The organism is Vibrio galatheae (genome assembly GCF_000967545.1).
In the GTDB taxonomy this organism is placed as follows: Bacteria; Pseudomonadota; Gammaproteobacteria; order Enterobacterales; family Vibrionaceae; genus Vibrio; species Vibrio galatheae.
In genome coordinates this window covers 19,166-37,552 of record NZ_JXXV01000024.1, presented here as the reverse complement: position 1 = coordinate 37,552, position 18,387 = coordinate 19,166, and the positions used below count along the sequence as shown (strand labels likewise).

The following is an 18,387-nucleotide window of genomic DNA, read 5'->3' as shown; positions in this document are numbered from 1 at the left end:
CAAAATTTATTGTTGGATGGAAGGCGAGTTCCAGAATTGGTCATTGTGCCGGATCATGCTTTGTAAATCATTGACGTATGCCTCACCTCTTTCAGAGTATTTGAGCAACCCCTGAGTCAACGCCGTAGCAGCTTCGGTATCGGTTAGGCTTTGACCTTTGAGATGGCGCTGATAGCGGATTTCACGCAAATCTATATAAGCATCATTGCGGTTGACATTCATAAAGTAACCGTAGATTGATTGTTGTACGGATCTGAATTTGGCAACTTCATGACTCATTCCGTCGACACGCTGTAGTGGCACGAGCCCGCAGCCGGCACTGTAACACCATTGACCAAAATAGTTGTTTGCTTGCGTCGCAAATCGAGATGTTCCCCATGCCGATTCGTTAGCCGCTTGCACCAGAACCAGCGCTTGAGGAATAACGTCAACGCGATGGAGCATATCATCCACCCAAGCCTCGTTAATCCCCTCTGCCGGAACTTCTACTTTGTAGAGTTTGCCCAGACGTTGAGCATAACTCAGATCGGCTGGCGTCAACTTATTTGCTAAATAGCGAGTACGAATCGCGTCTAGACGTTTGCGTTCTTTACCTATTCTTTGATTCTCTAAAGCGATTCCCGGACGCAAATAGTCGAAAAATGCTTGTTTCTTCTCGTTTACATCGCTAATTGAAGCAAAGTCCGGCGCTATACCGACTGACTTCGCTCCCGTATCTGACGTGCTCTCATCTGCGGTTTGTGACTGAGTGGCGGTGGATACTTGTTTTGATTCATAACCATAATAGCTACATCCAGCAATAATAGCCGCCGTAGCGATGGCAATGAACTCACTTCTACGCATTGAACACTTGTGAATTGTTGTCATTATCGTCTTCATCTTTTGGTCTTTCGGAGGCAATGATTTTTAGTTTGATGCCAAACATATTGCGGTACACGATTCCTTTTACATGGAAAAAGAAAGGCAGAACGAAAATGAGCCCCAAACCGTAAAACATCATACCGACGACAAACATAATCATGATAAGGCTATAGATAGCCGCAAGCGCTAGAATCTTTTTGTTAACGGCACGTAGCGATAGCAGCAAAGATTGCATAGGCGGCACTTGTTTTTCACAGATCAACAAGATGGAATTGCTAAACGCTAACGAAAGGTAGAGAGACAAGAGTGGGAATATCATTCCGGCCACGCCTTGGAGCAACAAGCTAAAAAGCGTCGCGAGAATAACGGGCACGGTATATTGCAATCCTTTGGAGATATGACGAGATTTGGTGGATAGACCGGCAACATGACTCATCGCCATTAAAGAAATACCCGCGTATATTGGTGCGCTGATCACTTCATAACTAAAATTCGCCACCATGATTGCGCTGAAAATGCCCGGGTCAGACGTTTCGGGCGCGAGGATCGCATCGAGAATAATGCCAGGGTTACCCAATTGGAGTTTGAGTGCAATGTAGAAAATGGCCAATTGCAGCACGATTAACATCATGATGGCCGGTGAGAAAGAGAGGAAGTGTTTAATAGTGTGCTGCCATGCTTCCTTTAAGACATCACCGGCTTTAAGCTGATAATCGCCTGACAGCGCACGCTCTATGCTTCCGCCTAAGTTGAAGTCTTTTTCAATGTCATTATTCATTCTTGAATCCAGTGCTTAGCTGAGTATATGCCAAGCTAACTTGTTGATAGAAATTGCATCCATTATACGTCAAGCAAACTCAGTCTAAAAATCAGAACTCGACATGCTGCTTGCTTTATCGTTTGTTTGGTTGATAATTAACCACTGCGTGTCATATCAGTAGCGATATCTGACTCAGAAATAAAGGAAAAATTCCTCTCATCGTGCAGTTTAATTAGCATACAGAGAGTATGGTAATGAATGTTTACTTTTACCTGCAAAATTTTTTCTGTTTCAGGATAAGAAAATGCTTTGATTTCACAATTTTGCTGATTATGATGCGCGCCTCTAATTTGTGTAACGACAGGTCATTTTTGCTGATGACCAAGGTGGGAGAAAAACAGACGTTGAACGCTAAACAAGATGCAGGAAATCCAGTAGTTAAGCTATCTGGAATTAGCAAAAGTTTCGATGGTAAGGAAATCATTGCAAATCTTAACCTTGATGTACGTCATGGTGAGTTTTTGACGATTTTGGGCCCTTCTGGTTGTGGTAAAACCACAGTATTAAGAATGATCGCCGGTTTCGAAACCGCAGATAAGGGTGAGATTACCCTTGGTGACCAAAACGTTACTCACGTTCCTGCTGAGCAAAGGCATGTAAACACAGTATTTCAGAGTTACGCACTATTTCCTCATATGACGGTGTTCGAAAACGTTGCCTTCGGCTTGCGTATGCAAAAAGTGCCATCTGCTGAGATTGAACCGCGCGTTCTAGAAGCGTTACGCAAAGTACGTCTTGAAAAAATGGCTCAACGTAAACCACATCAACTTTCCGGTGGTCAGCAGCAACGTATCGCGATTGCACGTGCTGTTGTCAATCAACCTAAAGTGCTGCTACTTGATGAATCACTATCTGCACTTGATTACAAATTACGTAAGCAAATGCAGATTGAGCTTAAGCAGTTGCAACGTCAGCTGGGTATCACCTTCATCTTCGTGACTCATGATCAAGAAGAAGCCCTCTCTATGTCTGACCGCATCATCGTTATGCGCGACGGTGTGATCGAACAAGATGGCTCTCCGCGCGAAATCTACGAAGAACCAAAGAATTTGTTTGTTGCTCGTTTTATTGGTGAGATTAACGTATTTAACGCCACTATGGTTGAGCGCATCGATGACAAGCGAGTTCGCGCCGAAATCGAAGGTGTTGAGTCCGTGGTTTACTACGAAAAATCTGCGCAACCTGGTGACAAACTTCAGGTACTACTTCGTCCAGAAGACTTACGTATTGAAGAGATCAAGGAGTCTGAACAGAAAGGCATTGTTGGTCATGTTACCGAGCGTACCTATAAGGGAATGACGTTAGATTCAGTCATCGAGCTTGATTCAGGCATGCGAGTGATGGTCAGTGAGTTCTTTAATGAAGACGATCCAGACGTTGATCACTCCTTGGGGCAAAAAGTTGCGATTACTTGGGTCGAGAGCTGGGAGGTTGTTCTCAATGAAAGCCAAAAAGCTTAGCCTACAGAACGCGATAATCACGGTTATTGTGGGTTGGCTGACACTTTTTGTGTTGATCCCGAATCTGATGATCATCGGCACGAGCTTCCTAACCCGCGATGAAGCCAACCTTATTGAGCTAACATTTACATTAGACAACTATGTTCGCTTGATGGATCCACTGTATGCCAAGGTGCTGTTGCACTCTTTCTACATGGCCATTATTGCGACTCTTCTTTGTCTGGTGATTGGTTACCCTTTCGCTTACATCGTGGCCAAAATGCCAGCGAAGTGGCGCCCTATTATGTTGTTCCTAGTTATAGTGCCATTTTGGACTAACTCCTTAATCCGTACTTATGGCCTGAAAATCGTTCTTGGGACACAAGGCATTCTTAATAAATCACTATTGGCTCTGGAAATCATCGATAAGCCAATGCGAATCATGTACACCGAAACAGCCGTGATGATTGGTTTAGTCTACATTCTGTTGCCGTTTATGATTTTGCCGCTCTACTCTGCCATTGAGAAGTTGGACAACACCTACCTTGAAGCTGCAAAAGATCTTGGTGCGAATAAGTTTCAAACTTTTACCAAGGTGATTTTGCCGCTCACTATGCCGGGTATCATTGGTGGCTGTTTGTTGGTTCTGCTACCAGCACTTGGCATGTTCTACATTTCAGACTTGCTCGGCGGTGCTAAGAACTTATTGATTGGTAACGTGATTAAGAGCCAAGTACTCAACGCTCGCGATTGGCCGTTTGGCGCAGCAACCAGTATCGCATTGACGATCGCGATGGCGATCATGCTGTATGCCTACTATCGTGCCGGCAAGCTGTTGAATAAGAAAGTGGAGCTAGACTGATGGGTAAAGCAGTACGATTTAGCTTTATGAGCTTGGTGTATGCATTTTTGTATTTGCCAATTTTGGTGTTGATTGTTAACTCATTCAATGACAACAAGTTTGGCATGAAATGGGGCGGCTTCACTACCAAGTGGTATGAAACCTTATACAACAACGACAGCTTGATGCAGGCCGCTTGGCACTCGCTCAATGTGGCGGTATTTTCCGCAACCGCTGCTACTATTATTGGTAGTTTGACTGCGGTTGCTCTGTTTCGCTATTCATTCAAAGGCAAAGGTGCGGTCAACGGGATGTTGTTCGTTGTGATGATGTCTCCAGATATTGTGATGGCGATTTCATTGCTGGCGCTATTTTTAGTGCTAGGTGCTCAGCTTGGGTTCTTTACTCTGCTTGTTGCTCACATCACATTCTGCCTACCGTTTGTTGTAGTAACGGTCTACAGCCGACTCAATGGCTTTGATGTGAAGATGCTTGAAGCGGCAAAAGATCTTGGCGCGAGCGAATGGGTGATATTGAAGCAGATCATTCTGCCCCTTGCTAAACCCGCGGTGGCGGCTGGATGGCTGTTAAGTTTTACCCTGTCTTTGGACGATGTGATTATCAGTTCGTTCGTTACAGGACCAACGTATGAAATTTTGCCATTGAAAATTTACTCTATGGTAAAGGTGGGTATTTCGCCTGAGGTGAATGCTCTTGCAACGGTTATGTTGGTGGTCTCTTTGATCTTGGTGGTAGCATCTCAGCTGCTTGCCAGAGAAAAAGTGGAATAAGGCCTCCCATATAACTCATAAGCAGAATGGCAGGGAGTCATTCTGTTCTTCTATTGACTGCTGATTAACGTAAATAATTGCGCGAAAGGCAACGTTTGGTTTGGAGCTAACGTAAATGAAAAAATGGGCTACTCTATTAGCTGGTAGTGCATGTGCGCTTTCCCTGTTCTCTGGTTCAGTGACAGCGGACGAAAACAATGAACTCGTATTTATGAACTGGGGGCCTTACATCAGTAGCAACCTCCTAGAACAATTTACGAAAGAAACAGGTATTAAAGTGATTTATTCGACTTACGAGTCGAATGAGACTTTGTACGCCAAGCTAAAAACGCACAATCAGGGTTATGATCTCGTCGTTCCTTCAACTTACTTTGTCGCGAAAATGCGTGATGAAGGTATGTTGCAAAAAATCGACAAGTCTAAGCTTTCAAATTTCGATAACCTCGATAAGAACTACCTTGATAAGCCGTTCGATCCAAATAACGACTACTCTATTCCACATGTTGTCGCGATTACGGGTTTAGCGGTTAATGCTGATATGTATGATCCAAATGACTTTACAAGCTGGGCCGATCTATGGAACCCAGAGCTGGAAGGTCAGTTAATGTTAATGGATGACACGCGTGAAGTGTTCCACATTGCATTACGCAAATTGGGTTACTCAGGTAACTCAACCGATCCAAAGCAGATCGATGAAGCGTATGCCGAGTTACAAAAACTGATGCCAAACGTATTAGTATTTAACTCAGACAACCCAGGTGCACCATACATGTCCGGCGAAGTCGGTGTCGGTATGCTGTGGAATGGCTCTGCTGCTGCGGCGCAAAACGAAGGCTTGAACCTCAAACTTGTGTTTCCGAAAGAAGGTGGCATTGGCTGGGTAGATAACTTCGCTATTTCGTCAGGCGCGAGAAACGTCGACGCGGCGCATAAGATGATCGATTTCTTACTTCGTCCTGAAATTGCTGAGCAGATCTCACGTGACACTGGTTACTTAACAGCTGTAGCTGAGTCTAATGCCAAGTTTAAAGATGTTGCGCCGCTGTTCCCTTCTCAAGAAGACTTGGATCGTGTGGAATGGCAAGACGCAGTTGGCGATCTCACCGTTAAATACGAAGAGTATTTCTTAAAGCTAAAAGCCGGGCAATAAACGGTCATAACGGTTTATTCTTGCAATGAAAAATAGGTAGCGTTTGCTGCCTATTTTTGTATTTGGCTGATATACTTAGCGCGTGTTAAGTTTGTCGATACGACAAACAAGTTTAATAATCAAGGTTGCAGAGTTTCAGTTCAGGCTGACTGTTTGCTGACAACAACACGGATAAAACGGAAAAACAATGAAAAGTAAATTCTACGCCAGCGCACTGTGTGCTGCTTCGCTATTCGTTGCCCCGGCAATGGCTGCTGATCAAGAGCTTTATTTTTACAACTGGTCTGAATACATTCCAAATGAAGTTCTTGAAGACTTTACAAAAGAAACTGGAATCAAAGTGATCTATTCAACTTATGAGTCTAACGAAAGCATGTATGCCAAGCTTAAGACTCAGGGTTCTGGTTATGACCTTGTTGTACCGTCTACTTATTTCGTGTCTAAGATGCGTAAAGAAGGTATGTTGCAGCAGATCGACAAGACCAAACTTAGCCATTTTGCTGACTTGGACGCTAACTTCCTAAACAAACCTTTTGATCCGAGCAACAACTACTCTATTCCATATATCTGGGGTGCAACAGGCATTGGTATTAACTCAGATATGTTAGACAAATCATCGGTCACTAAGTGGGATGACTTTTGGGATAGCAAGTGGGAAGGCCAGCTAATGTTGATGGACGACTCACGTGAAGTGTTCCATATTGCACTAACTAAGCTTGGTTACTCTCCAAACACGACAGATCCTGAAGAGATCAAAGCCGCCTACGAAGAGCTGAAGAAACTGATGCCAAACGTGTTGGTGTTCAACTCAGACTTCCCTGCTAACCCTTATCTTGCTGGTGAAGTATCGCTAGGTATGCTTTGGAATGGTTCTGCGTATATGGCTCGCCAAGAAGGTGGTTCTATCGACATCGTATGGCCTGAAAAAGGTGCAATCTTCTGGATGGATAGCCTAGCTATTCCAGCTGGCGCGAAAAATATCGATGCGGCGCATAAGATGATTGATTTCCTATTACGTCCTGAGAACGCAGCTAAGATTGCACTGGAAATTGGTTACCCAACGCCTGTCGAGACAGCTTACAAGCTGCTACCAGAAGAATTTGCCAACGATCCAAGCATTTTCCCACCTCAAGAGGTCATGGAAAGTGGTACATGGCAAGACGAAGTGGGTGAAGCAAGCGTTATTTATGACGAATACTTCCAAAAGCTGAAAGTCAACAACTAAGACTAGTTAGATTGGTTATAAAAATAGAGCGGCGAAATGCCGTTCTATTTGTATCTGGATTCAACCTCTCAGTTGCGTTTATTGAAGCAATCACTGGCTAAGCGTGTTTAACGTCGGGTTGCTGGAGGCTTAAAATCTCTTCAACCAACTTAGGCACTTCAATACTTGCCTTCCCATAGCGCTTCTCTTCGAATTCACTCTCAACGGCGCTCGGTTCTAAGTTGATCTCGATTGTATGAGCACCGTGCATTTTCGCATCATGTACGAACCCTGCCGCCGGATAGACTACCCCCGATGTCCCGATTGAAATAAATAAATCGGCTTCTTCAAGCGACGCATAGATATCCCCCATTCGCAGAGGCATTTCACCAAACCACACCACGTGAGGACGCATTTGCGCCGGGATTTGACAGCAATGACACAGATCGCCAGTATTGATTTCGCCCTTCTCTTCAATGACTTGATTGGATTCAGTGCAACGTGATTTGAGTAATTCACCATGCATGTGAATGACATTCGAACTTCCACCTCTTTCATGAAGGTTGTCGATATTCTGCGTTATAACCGTAACCTTTCCATCCAGCTGTTGTTCAAGCTTGCCCAAAGCCTTGTGCGCCGCATTGGGTTTAATCGCGGGATCTTGTAGGCTTAAACGGCGTTGGTTGTAAAAATCTTGAACCAAATCAGGGTTGCGTTCGAATCCTTCAGGTGTGGCGACATCTTCAATTTTATGGTTTTCCCATAAGCCGTCTTGGGCGCGGAAGGTCTGAATGCCTGATTCTGCAGATATTCCAGCGCCAGTTAAGATAACAACATTACGATAAGGGAATTTCATACTACATCCTTGTTAGTGCCTTTGTGACTAGCTTAGCACCCTATTCACCTCTACCCTAGTCGCGCCAATTAGACTATGGTCGAAACCTTGCCATTTTACGTAGTTTTTGTGAGGTTAAACAAAAAGACAGCCACTGATAGGCTGCCTTAGTTAGTCGTTAAGTGAAGCGATTAGTCTTCATTTGTCGCTGAAATTTTATGAATGGCTAAATCTGCGCCGTTGAATTCGTCTTCTTCTGATAAACGTAAACCAGAGAGCTTATCGATCAGGCCGTAAACAATAAGTGCGCCAACCAAGGCAACGGTGATGCCTGCCAGCGTACCTAAAACCTGAACGGCAACACTGACGCCACCCAAACCGCCAAGCGTGCTTTGACCAAAGATACCCGCAGCTATGCCTCCCCATGCACCACAAACGCCATGTAGCGGCCACACACCAAGTACGTCATCAATCTTGGTTTTGTTCTGCAGATAGGTAAATAGGTAAACGAACAGAGCCCCTGCAATGGAACCAGTCACAAGTGCGCCAATCGGGTGCATTAAATCTGAGCCAGCACAAACTGCTACCAGCCCTGCTAGCGGTCCATTATGGATGAAGCCTGGATCATTCTTGCCAGCCAACAGCGCAGCGACAATACCACCAACCATCGCCATTAATGAGTTCATTGCCACTAAACCGCTGATACCATTTAGTGTTTGTGCGGACATGACATTGAAGCCAAACCAGCCAACGCATAAGATCCACGCCCCTAGAGCAAGAAACGGAATGTTTGATGGGGCAAAGTTAGTGTGTTTGCCTGCGCGGATTCTACCCTTTCGCATGCCTAAGAAAATCACCGCAACCAATGCAATCCAACCACCGACGCCATGTACCACAACTGAACCTGCAAAATCATGAAAACCAAAGCCAAATTGATTTTCAAACCAAGCTTGCAGACCAAAATTGCCGTTCCAAATCATGCCTTCAAACACAGGGTAAACTAGACCAACGGTAAAGAATGTCGCGATTAATACCGGATAAAAGCGGGCACGTTCGGCAATGCCTCCTGACACGATCGCAGGAATAGCAGCAGCAAACGTCAGTAAGAAGAAAAACTTAACAAGCTCATATCCGTTACCCTGTGACAAAGTTTGTGCATCAGCAAAGAAGTTTGCCCCATACGCGACCCAGTATCCGATAAAAAAGTACGCCAATGCCGATATACCAAAATCAGCTAGAATTTTTACCAACGCATTGACTTGGTTTTTGTGTCGTACGGTGCCGACCTCAAGGAAGGCAAACCCCGCGTGCATTAAAAACACCATGATTGCGCCAAGTAAAAGAAAAAGTGTGTCCGAACTTTGAGTCAGGGTTTGGACGGCTCCATGAACCTGACTAGCTGTTACGCTCATTCGTATAGGTCTCCATTTTTGTTGTCGCGCACTTTTCCTGTGCGTCAATTCTGCTCATTCACCATATTGGTGATCTGGTGTGAAGGTTTTAAATGGCAATTTACATGCCAGATAGGATTAGGATGTTTAGTATTTATAATATGTTGATTTATAAGGACATGAATTTCCAACACTAAGGTTGAGAGGTTGGGTTTGATCAACCTTGGTGAGCGTATGCACTAAATTGGTGAGTTGGTGTTGGCTTTTAGTGCGTATTTTTGGTGCAATAAAAAGCCCCGATTGATTCGGGGCATTGGTCGAAAAACGCTAAGAAAAAACTATAAGTTGGGGCCTTTTGAAAAACCAAACGGTTGATTCTGTATGAGCTTTTTCATACCTTGGAACATACGGACAAACCAAACCACAATCGCGATGAGTCCGAATAAAAAGCCGATGTAAGGGATAGAGTAAGCGATTTCATCGATGGTACTATTTGTATACCAATAGTCGTTGACGCCAATTAACACGGCATTGGATGTGGCGACGGTAATAATTAACACCACAAAGTAGGTCAGGTTAAGGAAAAAAGTTCTGATCAAGCCGTAGTAGTGCGAATCAATGACTTGGCCATCTTCTCCTTTATCGAGTCGGTAGCCCGCGTAGACAATAGCAACAACCCCTGAAATTAAACAGGTGAATGGCGTGAAGCAACTTAAGATATAAGCAATCCATATCCCTTTATGAGGTTTGTTCATTAGCAGACACTCCTTTAACCATATGATTGCCGACGTTCGAATCCTCTGCTTTCTCTTCGGCTATCACTTCACCATACCAAAGATCATGATGCTCTTTAGCCCAAGTTTCATCGACTTCACCAGTGACCATGCCTTCTAAGGCTCCTTCCATACCAAATAAACCGATATAAATGTGGAAGACAAAACCACAGATCAAAATTAATGCGGCTAAGCCATGAACTAAGTTAGAGAGCTCCATATCACGACGCGTTTGACCAAAGATTGGAAAATCAAGCACCAAGCCACTAAACGCGACAATGGAGCCCACCACAATGAGCAACCAAAATAGCGCTTTTTCCCCGGCATTAGAAAATTCAGCGGACGGGTGCGTTCCTTTGTGCTTACCAACCATTCCCCCAAGTTTGATAAACCATTCGATATCAACTTTTTTAAAGGTCGATTTACGCCACCATTTAACCAGAACGCAGAGCAGTAATACGCAGAATATTGGCCCCATGTAATTGTGGTATTGCTTTGCCAACATCACGATGAAGCCCCATAAGTCAGCAGGAATATACGGCTTAAGGAAGTGCTTTCCGTAAACGAGCATCAAACCACTGAACGCCAATGTTAGGAAGGTAAACGCCATACTCCAGTGTAAAGCGCGGTCAGCTCGAGACCAACGCTTGATCCTTTTGCCTGTTCTTGGGGCACTGAGCATCACTGGGCCGGCGAAAACATACACCAGAGTAACAAGTGCGATACTAACAAATATCGCAACAGCGCCCGCCGGTGACATCCATTTCTCTTTCAAAATGTACCAAGTTTGACCGGGTGTGCTAATCAACATCCCGTGCTCTGGGAACTGAGATGTTGTGTAGCCCTCTTCGCCTTGACGTACTTGGCGCCAAAAGTCAGCACCCGCCAATTGGGTCATTTCACGCTGTGCAACTTGAGACTCATCCTGCTGCGCGTGAACTGGCAAGGCCAAAGCAAAGAGTAAAGATGCCAGCGATGACATCAATACCAGAGAGGCACGTTTAAACATTGCAAACATGACTTTCTCCAAACTTAGCTTTTAGTCGCGTCATACGACAGATCGTTGCCATCAGTCCAACCAGCGCCTTTAGCGCCCCGCTCTACTACGCGTTGACGGAAGATGTCTGACACTTTTTCTGCGTCGCCAGCGAGTAATGCTTTTGTTGAACACAATGATGCACACATTGGTAGTTTGCCTTCGGCGATACGGTTAGCCCCATATTTCTGGCGCTCTTCCACCGATCCTGCTTCCGTTTCCGGGCCGCCAGCGCAAAAGGTACATTTGTCCATTTTGCCGCGCTCACCAAAGGCTTCTTGTTTAGGAAACTGAGGAGCACCAAACGGGCAAGCAAACAGGCAGTAACCACAACCGATACACAGATCTTTGTTGTGTAGTACGATGCCGTCTTCTGTATGCTCGAAGCAGTCTGCTGGACAAACTGCCATACAAGGCGCATCAGTACAGTGCATACAGGCGACAGAAATGGAGTTTTCACCAGGCTCGCCATCGTTAAGAGTGACAACCCTTCGACGCTGGATGCCCCACTCTAGCGCATCATCATTTTCATTCTTACATGCTGTGACACAGCCGTTACACTCGATGCAACGCTTATTGTCACAAAGGAATTTCATTCTAGCCATTTGTCGACTCCTTAAGCTTTGCGAATGTTACATAGGGTGACTTTGGTTTCCTGCATTTGTGTAACAGGGTCATAACCGTAAGTCGTGGCAATATTGGCTGATTCACCGATCACGTATGGATCAGAGCCTTCTGGGTATTTCGAGCGTAAGTCTTCACCTTGGAACTTGCCGCCGAAATGGAATGGAATAAATGCCATGCCCGGCTTAACACGACGTGTAACCATGGCTTTAACATGAATTCGACCTTTCTCGGCACCTTCAACCCAGACCATATCGCCATCTTGGAAGCCAAGATCGTTGGCGTCTTTTGGATTGACCTCAACAAAGATCTCTTGCTGAAGTTCTGCCAGCCAAGGATTGGAACGTGTTTCGTCGCCCCCGCCTTCGTACTCGACTAAACGACCCGAGGTCAATATGATTGGATATTCACCCGAGACGTCCTTATCTTGAATGGATTTATAAAGGGTCGGCAGGCGATAAATTGATTCACTGTCATCCCACGTTGGGTAATCTGCAGCCAGATCACGCCTTGGAGTATATAGAGGTTCACGATGTAGTGGCACACGATCTGGGAAGGTCCAAACCACGGCACGTGCTTTTGCGTTCCCAAATGGAATACACCCGTGTTTTATCGCGACACGCTGGATACCGCCGGAAAGATCGGTTTTCCAGTTTTTACCTTCAGCCGCGGCTTTTTCTGCTTCAGTGAGATCATCCCACCAACCTAGGGATTTCAGCAGTTTGTCACTAAATTCTGGGTAACCGTCTTGAATTTCGCAGTCTTTTGAGTAACTGTCTTCAGCCAACAAGTTTTTGCCTTCGAATTCCACACCAAAGCGGGTACGAAAGTTACCGCCGCCACGTGCGACGGGTTTGGAGGTATCGTACAGAATGTGTGTTCCCGGATGTTTCATCTCTGGTGTTCCCCAGCAAGGCCAAGGAAGACCATATGTTTCTCCGTGAGCGATACCGCCTTCCGCTTCGAGTGTTGTTTTGTGGAAAGTGTGCCAGTTTTTCTGGTGTGTTTTCAAACGTTCAGGGCTTTGGCCTGTATAGCCGATCGTCCACATACCGCGGTTAAATTCACGGGTGATATCTTCAATCAGCGGCTGGTTGTTTTCCACTTTGATATGCTTGAATAATTGCTCCGCAAATCCCAATTTTTTGCTCAGCAGATACATAATTTCATGATCAGGTTTTGACTCAAACAGTGGCTCAACAACTTTGTCACGCCACTGAATTGAACGATTAGAAGCGGTAACACTGCCATAGGTTTCGAATTGAGTCGTTGCAGGGAGTAGATAAACTCCGTCGGTGCGATCATTCATTACCGCGGCTACGGTTGGGTACGGGTCAACAATCACCATCATATCCAGCTTTTGCATCGCCTTTTTCATCTCAACACCACGTGTTTGAGAGTTGACGGCATGGCCCCAATAGAACATGGCACGAATATTATCGTTTTGCTCGATGTTATCTTTGTTTTCAAGCACGCCATCAATCCAACGAGAAACCGGAATTCCCATGTTGTTCATCGGTTTTTGACCACGGTATTCGTTTTGATCAAAGCGGTTTTGGATCCATTCGAAGTCGAGATCCCACACTTTAGCCCAATGTTTCCATGAACCATCAGCAAGGCCGTAGTAGCCGGGCAACGTGTGTGACAATACGCCTAGGTCTGTTGCGCCCTGTACGTTGTCATGGCCACGGAAAATATTCGCCCCGCCACCGGATTTACCCATATTGCCAAGCGCAAGTTCCAATACACAGTAGGCACGAGTGTTGTTGTTACCGGTTGTGTGTTGCGTACCGCCCATACACCAGACGACACACCCTGGGCGGTTTTCTGATAACAGCTTGGCGGTTTTGTACACATCCGCTTCAGCAATACCTGTAACGCGTTCTACTTCTGAGGGATCCCATTTCGCCACTTCTTCTCTGATCTCATCCATACCAAACACACGTTGGCGAATGAACTCTTTGTCTTCCCACTGGTTGGCAAAGACATGCCATAAAATCCCCCAGATGAAAGCGACATCAGAACCAGGGCGCAGTGACACATAGTGATCCGATTTTGCGGCTGTACGTGTACGGCGCGGATCGGCTACAACAATCTTACAGTTGTTCTTCTCTTTTGCGATAAGGATATGCTGCATGGCAACAGGATGCGCTTCGGCCGGGTTTGAGCCAATAAATAACATTGACTTGCAGTTGTGCATGTCATTGAACGAGTTGGTCATTGCGCCGTAGCCCCAAGTATTTGCTACACCTGCGACTGTTGTTGAGTGACAGATGCGCGCCTGATGATCGACGTTATTGGTTCCCCACAGAGAGGCCATCTTACGGAACATGTAAGCCTGTTCATTGTTGTGTTTAGCGCTGCCAAGCCAATAAACTGAATCAGGACCAGACTCTTTGCGAATATCGAGTACCTTGTTACCAATTTCTTCAATGGCTTGGTCCCAAGAAAGCTTCTTCCACTTACCGCCTTCAAGCTTCATCGGGTATTTCAGTCGACGCTCACCATGACCATGTTCGCGCAGCGCAGCGCCCTTTGCACAATGACCACCAGCATTGAATGGGTGATCAAACGCAGGCTCTTGGCCTGTCCAGACACCATTTTGAACTTCAGCATAGATACCACAGCCGACGGAGCAGTGAGAACAGATGGTACGTTTGATCTCAGTTTTTGCATTGGGATCAACGTTTTTAGCTTGAGCCTTTTTGATCATCCCCGGCGCAAAAAGGCTCGCTCCTACGACAGCGCCTCCAGCGGCTAAAGAGCTGTTTTTCATGAATGTACGGCGTGATACACCGAGTTGGTTTTGTTCTTTGCTCACGTTATCAGAGCGTTTGAGTAATTTCATCGTTCAGCTCCTATAGCGTTTGGTAGTAATCACGAATATGCTGCGTTTCGTGATAGCCGGTCTTTTTGCTTTGCTGCTTGACCTCTTCCGGTTCTGTCGCATTTGCGGCTGTCGTTGTTCCGGCTACGGCAGCGCCTGCTACAGCAGCGGTCGTTAAGCCTTTAAGAAGATCCCTACGGCTGTGGTTGAGTTCTTTATTATCTTTCATTATCGCTTCCTTACCTTTTGAGTCGGTATCGCTCTGTAGAGGAGAGGTATTAAGACTGAGGTTGCTCATACTCAGTGACGTTTTTCACATCAATTTTTAGTCTGTTTTTGCTGCTTTGTAGATTGGCACTAAAGCGAACCTGCTCTAGTGTTAGAAATGCTTCTGTTAACGATGCAACTGCTGAATAAAACTTCGCATTTTTTGCTTGCTGTATTTGTTTCATTAATAAAGGAAACCAAGGGGCAAGATGTTTGTTAAAAAAGATTTGTTGGAGTGGTTCGTCGTCATCTGTTAACGCAGACATCACTTCACATAGTGCAGAAATGTGATCTTCTGGCTCTTTGACATGCGTCTCACGTTCTAAGCCAAGTAAGGTGAGATCATGGCGAATGGCGGCCAACGGTTTTTCCATCAGCGACCCCGTGATATGCCAAGACGCAAATTGCACCACTTCTCCGCGACCAATACCGATAAAGAGTTCTTGGTATTCATCACTTAACTGACTCTGGTTACTTGCGCTGGCGGCACTTTTGATTTGTGCCCAAGCCTGCTGCATCGCACTCTCCGTCGGTTCAATGTCCATTTCGGAGAGAAAGGCAATCAGCTCCGGTGATGGTGCTTGTCGAAACAGTGTCGATAGGATCAGATAGATATCTGCACGGATAGTTTGTTGATTTTCCATCGTACTCTGACCTTAATAGTTGAGTTGTTTAGTCGGGTCGTCTGCTATGGCTTCAAACATGTCAACCACGCGACAGTCTTCGCACATCGCTATGCGGTTTAACGCTGCTTCATCGCCAAAGTGAGAGTGACCGCGTAACTTATCTTGTAGCATGTCAATCATAGATTGAGGTGCAAAAGGTTTGTGGCAACGAATGCACTCAGCGGGTTTCTCCTGATGGATGACTTGGGCGTGCTGGCGTTGTTCTTTATTCCAGTTCATTCTAGGTGTCATGGTCAGCACTTTCTCGGGACATGCTTTGACACACAAACCACATTGCACACAGTCTTGCTCAACGAATTGGAGTGAGGGAGAGGCACCGTCGGTGTGAAGTGCTCGTGTAGGACAGACGGCAACGCAGCTCATGCATAAAGTACAATCTTTGCTGGCACAGCTGATGTTTCCAAATGGGGCTTGAGTAGGAAGTTCTGCAATGCTTACCGTTGGCGTACGAGCGGATGCCAACGCGTCGAGTGCGCTAAATAAGCGCTGTCTCTTATTGCCCTCTAGTTCACCAATGGAGAGGGCAAAAGGCTCACCGCACAGTGTTGGTGAATTTTCGCGTAGCGATTCTAGGTAGAGAATATCAATTGTCTCTTTATTGATTCCTAGTTGTGCTAACAGCGCCTGAGCGATGCTGACTTCATTGTTAAGAACGCGCAGTATAGTTTCTGGCATATGGCGACTTGCAGAAAACAGCACTTGGGTTGCGCCATTGACGAGCGCGGCAAACCAGGAATCAACGCCCACTGAAGGAAGTTCTTCGACAACAATCGGAATGACATTATCAGGCAACGCCTCTAATGCCATGAGGTTATGGGGTTGGTGACGTGAACTACAAATGAGAATAATTGGCGCACTTCCTCCCGCCTTATGGTAGCTGGCTAACGTGCGCTCGATAAACTTTTGTGTCTCTTGCGGTGTTGGCAGTGCGTAGTGGATTGCTTCGGTCGGGCATGCACTTGCACACGTGCCAATTCCTTGGCAAAGATAAGGATTAATTTCAATTCGGTGACCCGTTTTATCCGAACCTTCACTAGTTAGAGCGCCCGCGGGACAGGCATCAACACATCGCTCGCACCCCTTAACTCCTCGTGAACTGTGGGCACAAAAATCATTGTCGAGTCGAAAAAATTTTGGTTTGTCGAACGTTCCCATTAAGGTTGGGATTTCTTCCAGTGCTTCAGTAAGCTTAGGAAAGCCACGGCCTACTGGGTAGTAACCTGGAACGGGCACTTCTTCGCTCATGCAGCTGTTCAAACATAGATCCAGCACAATATCGAAGCAATCATGGTTGATAGCGACTTCAGCAAGGTTGGTCGTTATCCCATGGTTTTCTGTTATCACGGAGAAGGTGCCAAGAAACCCCGATACCTGAACAGAGCTCGCGAAATAGAGATTGCTCATTTTGCCCTGCTCACCATCTGTTGATAGCAGTGTCACACTGTTCATTTGCTCCAATTGATGGGCTGCACTTTCAATAATGGAGGTTGGGCCAATGATTAGCGTGTTGCCACCACTCTCATAACTGACCGTAGGCGGGATCAAATTGGCGAGTTCTACCGTATGCTCAAATGCATAGCTACGCGCCTGACCGTTTGGTGACATTGATTGTCGTAATAGTTGTTTTAGCATTGCTCAGTTCCAGTTAGAACGGAATATTCACCTAGGCGAGTAAGAGCAATTGCTGTACCAACTTTATACTTAAATAAAATCAATGTATTAGATGTAAATGATGGCAAATAAATTGATAAAAAAACGGAGTGAGACATTTTGTCTTACTCCGTCTGTCGATAGTTTAGTCAAAATGTACCTAACTTTTGTGTGGTATATTTTGTCTTACTGACTTGTGTTCATTTTCTGAGCTTGTTAATTCGCTCACGCTAGTACAGGGATCCAATTCGCTCGCATCAACGGTTACATCTTGAGTAGACGACTGATTTTTGTTGGCGCTATCTTGTTCAGAATTCATCCAATCACGCAGTTTTTCAACAACCTCAGTTGAGAGGCTTTTCACTGATTTATAATCATGATCATAATCGTTCAAGCCGTCTATCTCACTGAATTCACCAGATAAAAATAGTTTTCTCAATGCCGCTTTTTTTACTTCCGACTTGGCTTGAGAGGCCAGCAGTGCGGCAATGCTAGATGGCGGCTGAGATGTTTGTGGCCTATTGTCCTGATCTGATGGCTCAGCGGCAGGCTCTACCAAGTCGTTATTCGTGGACTCTTTGGGATCACTTGATTTATCTTGCTGACGGTCATGTTCGAGCTCGTCGGCTCCAAGCTTTCGCTGCGACCAACGGTTTAAGAATTTAGTTGCCACTCGCTCTCCCCGCTCCTTTACGCTTTTTACGTCTTTGTTCCAATAATTCGCCATGTCGTCCTATAAAGGCTTCCATCCATACCTGAACAGGTAAAGGCATGCTGTTTGACAACACGAGATAGTCGCCATCCATATACTGCCCTGCGACGCTTTGCGATGCAGTAATCGTCACTATGCTGGGTGTTTCGCTGGTTTCTACATTATCAAGTACTAAGAAAAGCTTAGGCTTGTTTGAACTGAGGTTAAAGCGATAATCAGTACGCTCATCTCGATGCAGTTGCAGTGTTGCGACACATGAGTTTTGATGAAGCGGAGTTAGGTTAAATGCTGTCAGTTGCCATTGTGTAGTACTCCATAGCCCTGTTGTTATTTCGTGTGCGACAAGTTGACATTCGATAGGCCAAAGTTGCTCAGTTTTTTGTTGCTTAGGAGTCACTGTTTGTTGTTTTAACATGGTTCACCAGCGTTGAATTTGATATTTAATTATCGCTAAATAGAATCGCTTAGCTTTCTCGTATC

At 45.5% G+C, this 18,387-nt stretch carries 18 protein-coding genes; 5 read left to right on the top strand and 13 right to left on the bottom strand.

Annotated features, from left to right (window positions below; all coding sequences use genetic code 11):
- Positions 1 to 6 precede the first annotated feature (6 nt).
- Together TW81_RS13400 and TW81_RS13395 are read right to left on the bottom strand one after the other, a co-directional pair.
- Positions 7 to 867: a glucosaminidase domain-containing protein gene (locus TW81_RS13400; protein ID WP_420835064.1), complete on the bottom strand. Its 861-nt coding sequence runs from the start codon at positions 865 to 867 to the stop codon at positions 7 to 9.
- Complete coding sequence (locus TW81_RS13395) at positions 836 to 1,639, bottom strand: DUF2189 domain-containing protein (RefSeq protein ID WP_045956236.1); 804 nt, start codon at positions 1,637 to 1,639, stop codon at positions 836 to 838. Before TW81_RS13395 ends, TW81_RS13400 begins: the two co-directional genes overlap by 32 nt.
- Before the next feature lie 368 nt (positions 1,640 to 2,007).
- Here TW81_RS13395 and potA point away from each other — a divergent pair, with 368 nt between their 5' ends.
- The 5 genes from potA to TW81_RS13370 all read left to right on the top strand — a co-directional run bounded on the left by potA (position 2,008) and on the right by TW81_RS13370 (position 7,127).
- Entirely contained in the window at positions 2,008 to 3,141 is a 1,134-nt protein-coding gene (gene potA / locus TW81_RS13390; RefSeq protein WP_045956299.1) for a spermidine/putrescine ABC transporter ATP-binding protein PotA, read from the top strand.
- Positions 3,122 to 3,982 (top strand): spermidine/putrescine ABC transporter permease PotB, encoded by an 861-nt coding sequence (potB, locus tag TW81_RS13385; protein WP_045956235.1) that lies wholly within the window; start codon positions 3,122 to 3,124, stop codon positions 3,980 to 3,982. The genes potA and potB overlap by 20 nt, the downstream gene beginning before the upstream one ends.
- Positions 3,982 to 4,752 carry a spermidine/putrescine ABC transporter permease PotC gene (gene potC / locus TW81_RS13380; RefSeq protein WP_045956234.1) on the top strand — a complete coding sequence of 257 codons (771 nt, stop codon included), beginning with the start codon at positions 3,982 to 3,984 and terminating at the stop codon, positions 4,750 to 4,752. The genes potB and potC overlap by 1 nt, the downstream gene beginning before the upstream one ends.
- 115 nt (positions 4,753 to 4,867) lie before the next feature.
- Positions 4,868 to 5,902: an extracellular solute-binding protein gene (locus TW81_RS13375; protein ID WP_045956233.1), complete on the top strand. Its 1,035-nt coding sequence runs from the start codon at positions 4,868 to 4,870 to the stop codon at positions 5,900 to 5,902.
- A 187-nt stretch (positions 5,903 to 6,089) separates the two neighbouring features.
- On the top strand, positions 6,090 to 7,127 hold the full coding sequence (locus TW81_RS13370; protein ID WP_045956232.1) for an extracellular solute-binding protein: 1,038 nt from the start codon (positions 6,090 to 6,092) through the stop codon (positions 7,125 to 7,127).
- 97 nt (positions 7,128 to 7,224) lie between these two features.
- Here TW81_RS13370 and cobB read toward each other — a convergent pair whose 3' ends face one another.
- The 11 genes from cobB to TW81_RS13315 form a co-directional block, all read right to left on the bottom strand.
- Complete coding sequence (cobB, locus tag TW81_RS13365) at positions 7,225 to 7,962, bottom strand: Sir2 family NAD+-dependent deacetylase (protein ID WP_045956231.1); 738 nt, start codon at positions 7,960 to 7,962, stop codon at positions 7,225 to 7,227.
- A gap of 170 nt (positions 7,963 to 8,132) precedes the next feature.
- Entirely contained in the window at positions 8,133 to 9,353 is a 1,221-nt protein-coding gene (locus tag TW81_RS13360) for an ammonium transporter (protein ID WP_045956230.1), read from the bottom strand.
- Positions 9,354 to 9,670: 317 nt separating this feature from the next.
- The gene (locus TW81_RS13355) at positions 9,671 to 10,087 is read right to left on the bottom strand and encodes a hypothetical protein (RefSeq protein ID WP_045956229.1); all 417 of its coding nucleotides are present in this window, start codon (positions 10,085 to 10,087) and stop codon (positions 9,671 to 9,673) included.
- Positions 10,071 to 11,123: a formate dehydrogenase subunit gamma gene (locus TW81_RS13350; RefSeq protein WP_045956228.1), complete on the bottom strand. Its 1,053-nt coding sequence runs from the start codon at positions 11,121 to 11,123 to the stop codon at positions 10,071 to 10,073. The genes TW81_RS13355 and TW81_RS13350 overlap by 17 nt, the downstream gene beginning before the upstream one ends.
- A gap of 14 nt (positions 11,124 to 11,137) precedes the next feature.
- Positions 11,138 to 11,746: a formate dehydrogenase FDH3 subunit beta gene (gene fdh3B, locus TW81_RS13345; protein ID WP_045956227.1), complete on the bottom strand. Its 609-nt coding sequence runs from the start codon at positions 11,744 to 11,746 to the stop codon at positions 11,138 to 11,140.
- Positions 11,747 to 11,757: 11 nt separating this feature from the next.
- The gene (locus TW81_RS13340) at positions 11,758 to 14,613 is read right to left on the bottom strand and encodes a formate dehydrogenase subunit alpha (RefSeq protein ID WP_045956226.1); all 2,856 of its coding nucleotides are present in this window, start codon (positions 14,611 to 14,613) and stop codon (positions 11,758 to 11,760) included.
- A 10-nt stretch (positions 14,614 to 14,623) separates the two neighbouring features.
- The gene (locus TW81_RS13335) at positions 14,624 to 14,821 is read right to left on the bottom strand and encodes a twin-arginine translocation signal domain-containing protein (RefSeq protein ID WP_045956225.1); all 198 of its coding nucleotides are present in this window, start codon (positions 14,819 to 14,821) and stop codon (positions 14,624 to 14,626) included.
- 49 nt (positions 14,822 to 14,870) lie between these two features.
- Positions 14,871 to 15,503 (bottom strand): TorD/DmsD family molecular chaperone, encoded by a 633-nt coding sequence (locus TW81_RS13330; protein ID WP_045956224.1) that lies wholly within the window; start codon positions 15,501 to 15,503, stop codon positions 14,871 to 14,873.
- A gap of 12 nt (positions 15,504 to 15,515) precedes the next feature.
- Entirely contained in the window at positions 15,516 to 17,177 is a 1,662-nt protein-coding gene (locus tag TW81_RS13325) for a 4Fe-4S binding protein (protein ID WP_045956223.1), read from the bottom strand.
- A gap of 178 nt (positions 17,178 to 17,355) precedes the next feature.
- Positions 17,356 to 17,868, bottom strand: a complete 513-nt coding sequence (locus TW81_RS13320) for a DUF3306 domain-containing protein (RefSeq protein WP_045956222.1) — start codon at positions 17,866 to 17,868, stop codon at positions 17,356 to 17,358.
- Positions 17,858 to 18,322, bottom strand: coding sequence for a DUF3305 domain-containing protein (locus tag TW81_RS13315; RefSeq protein WP_045956221.1), 465 nt, complete (start codon positions 18,320 to 18,322; stop codon positions 17,858 to 17,860). Before TW81_RS13315 ends, TW81_RS13320 begins: the two co-directional genes overlap by 11 nt.
- Between the last annotated feature and the right edge of the window lie 65 nt (positions 18,323 to 18,387).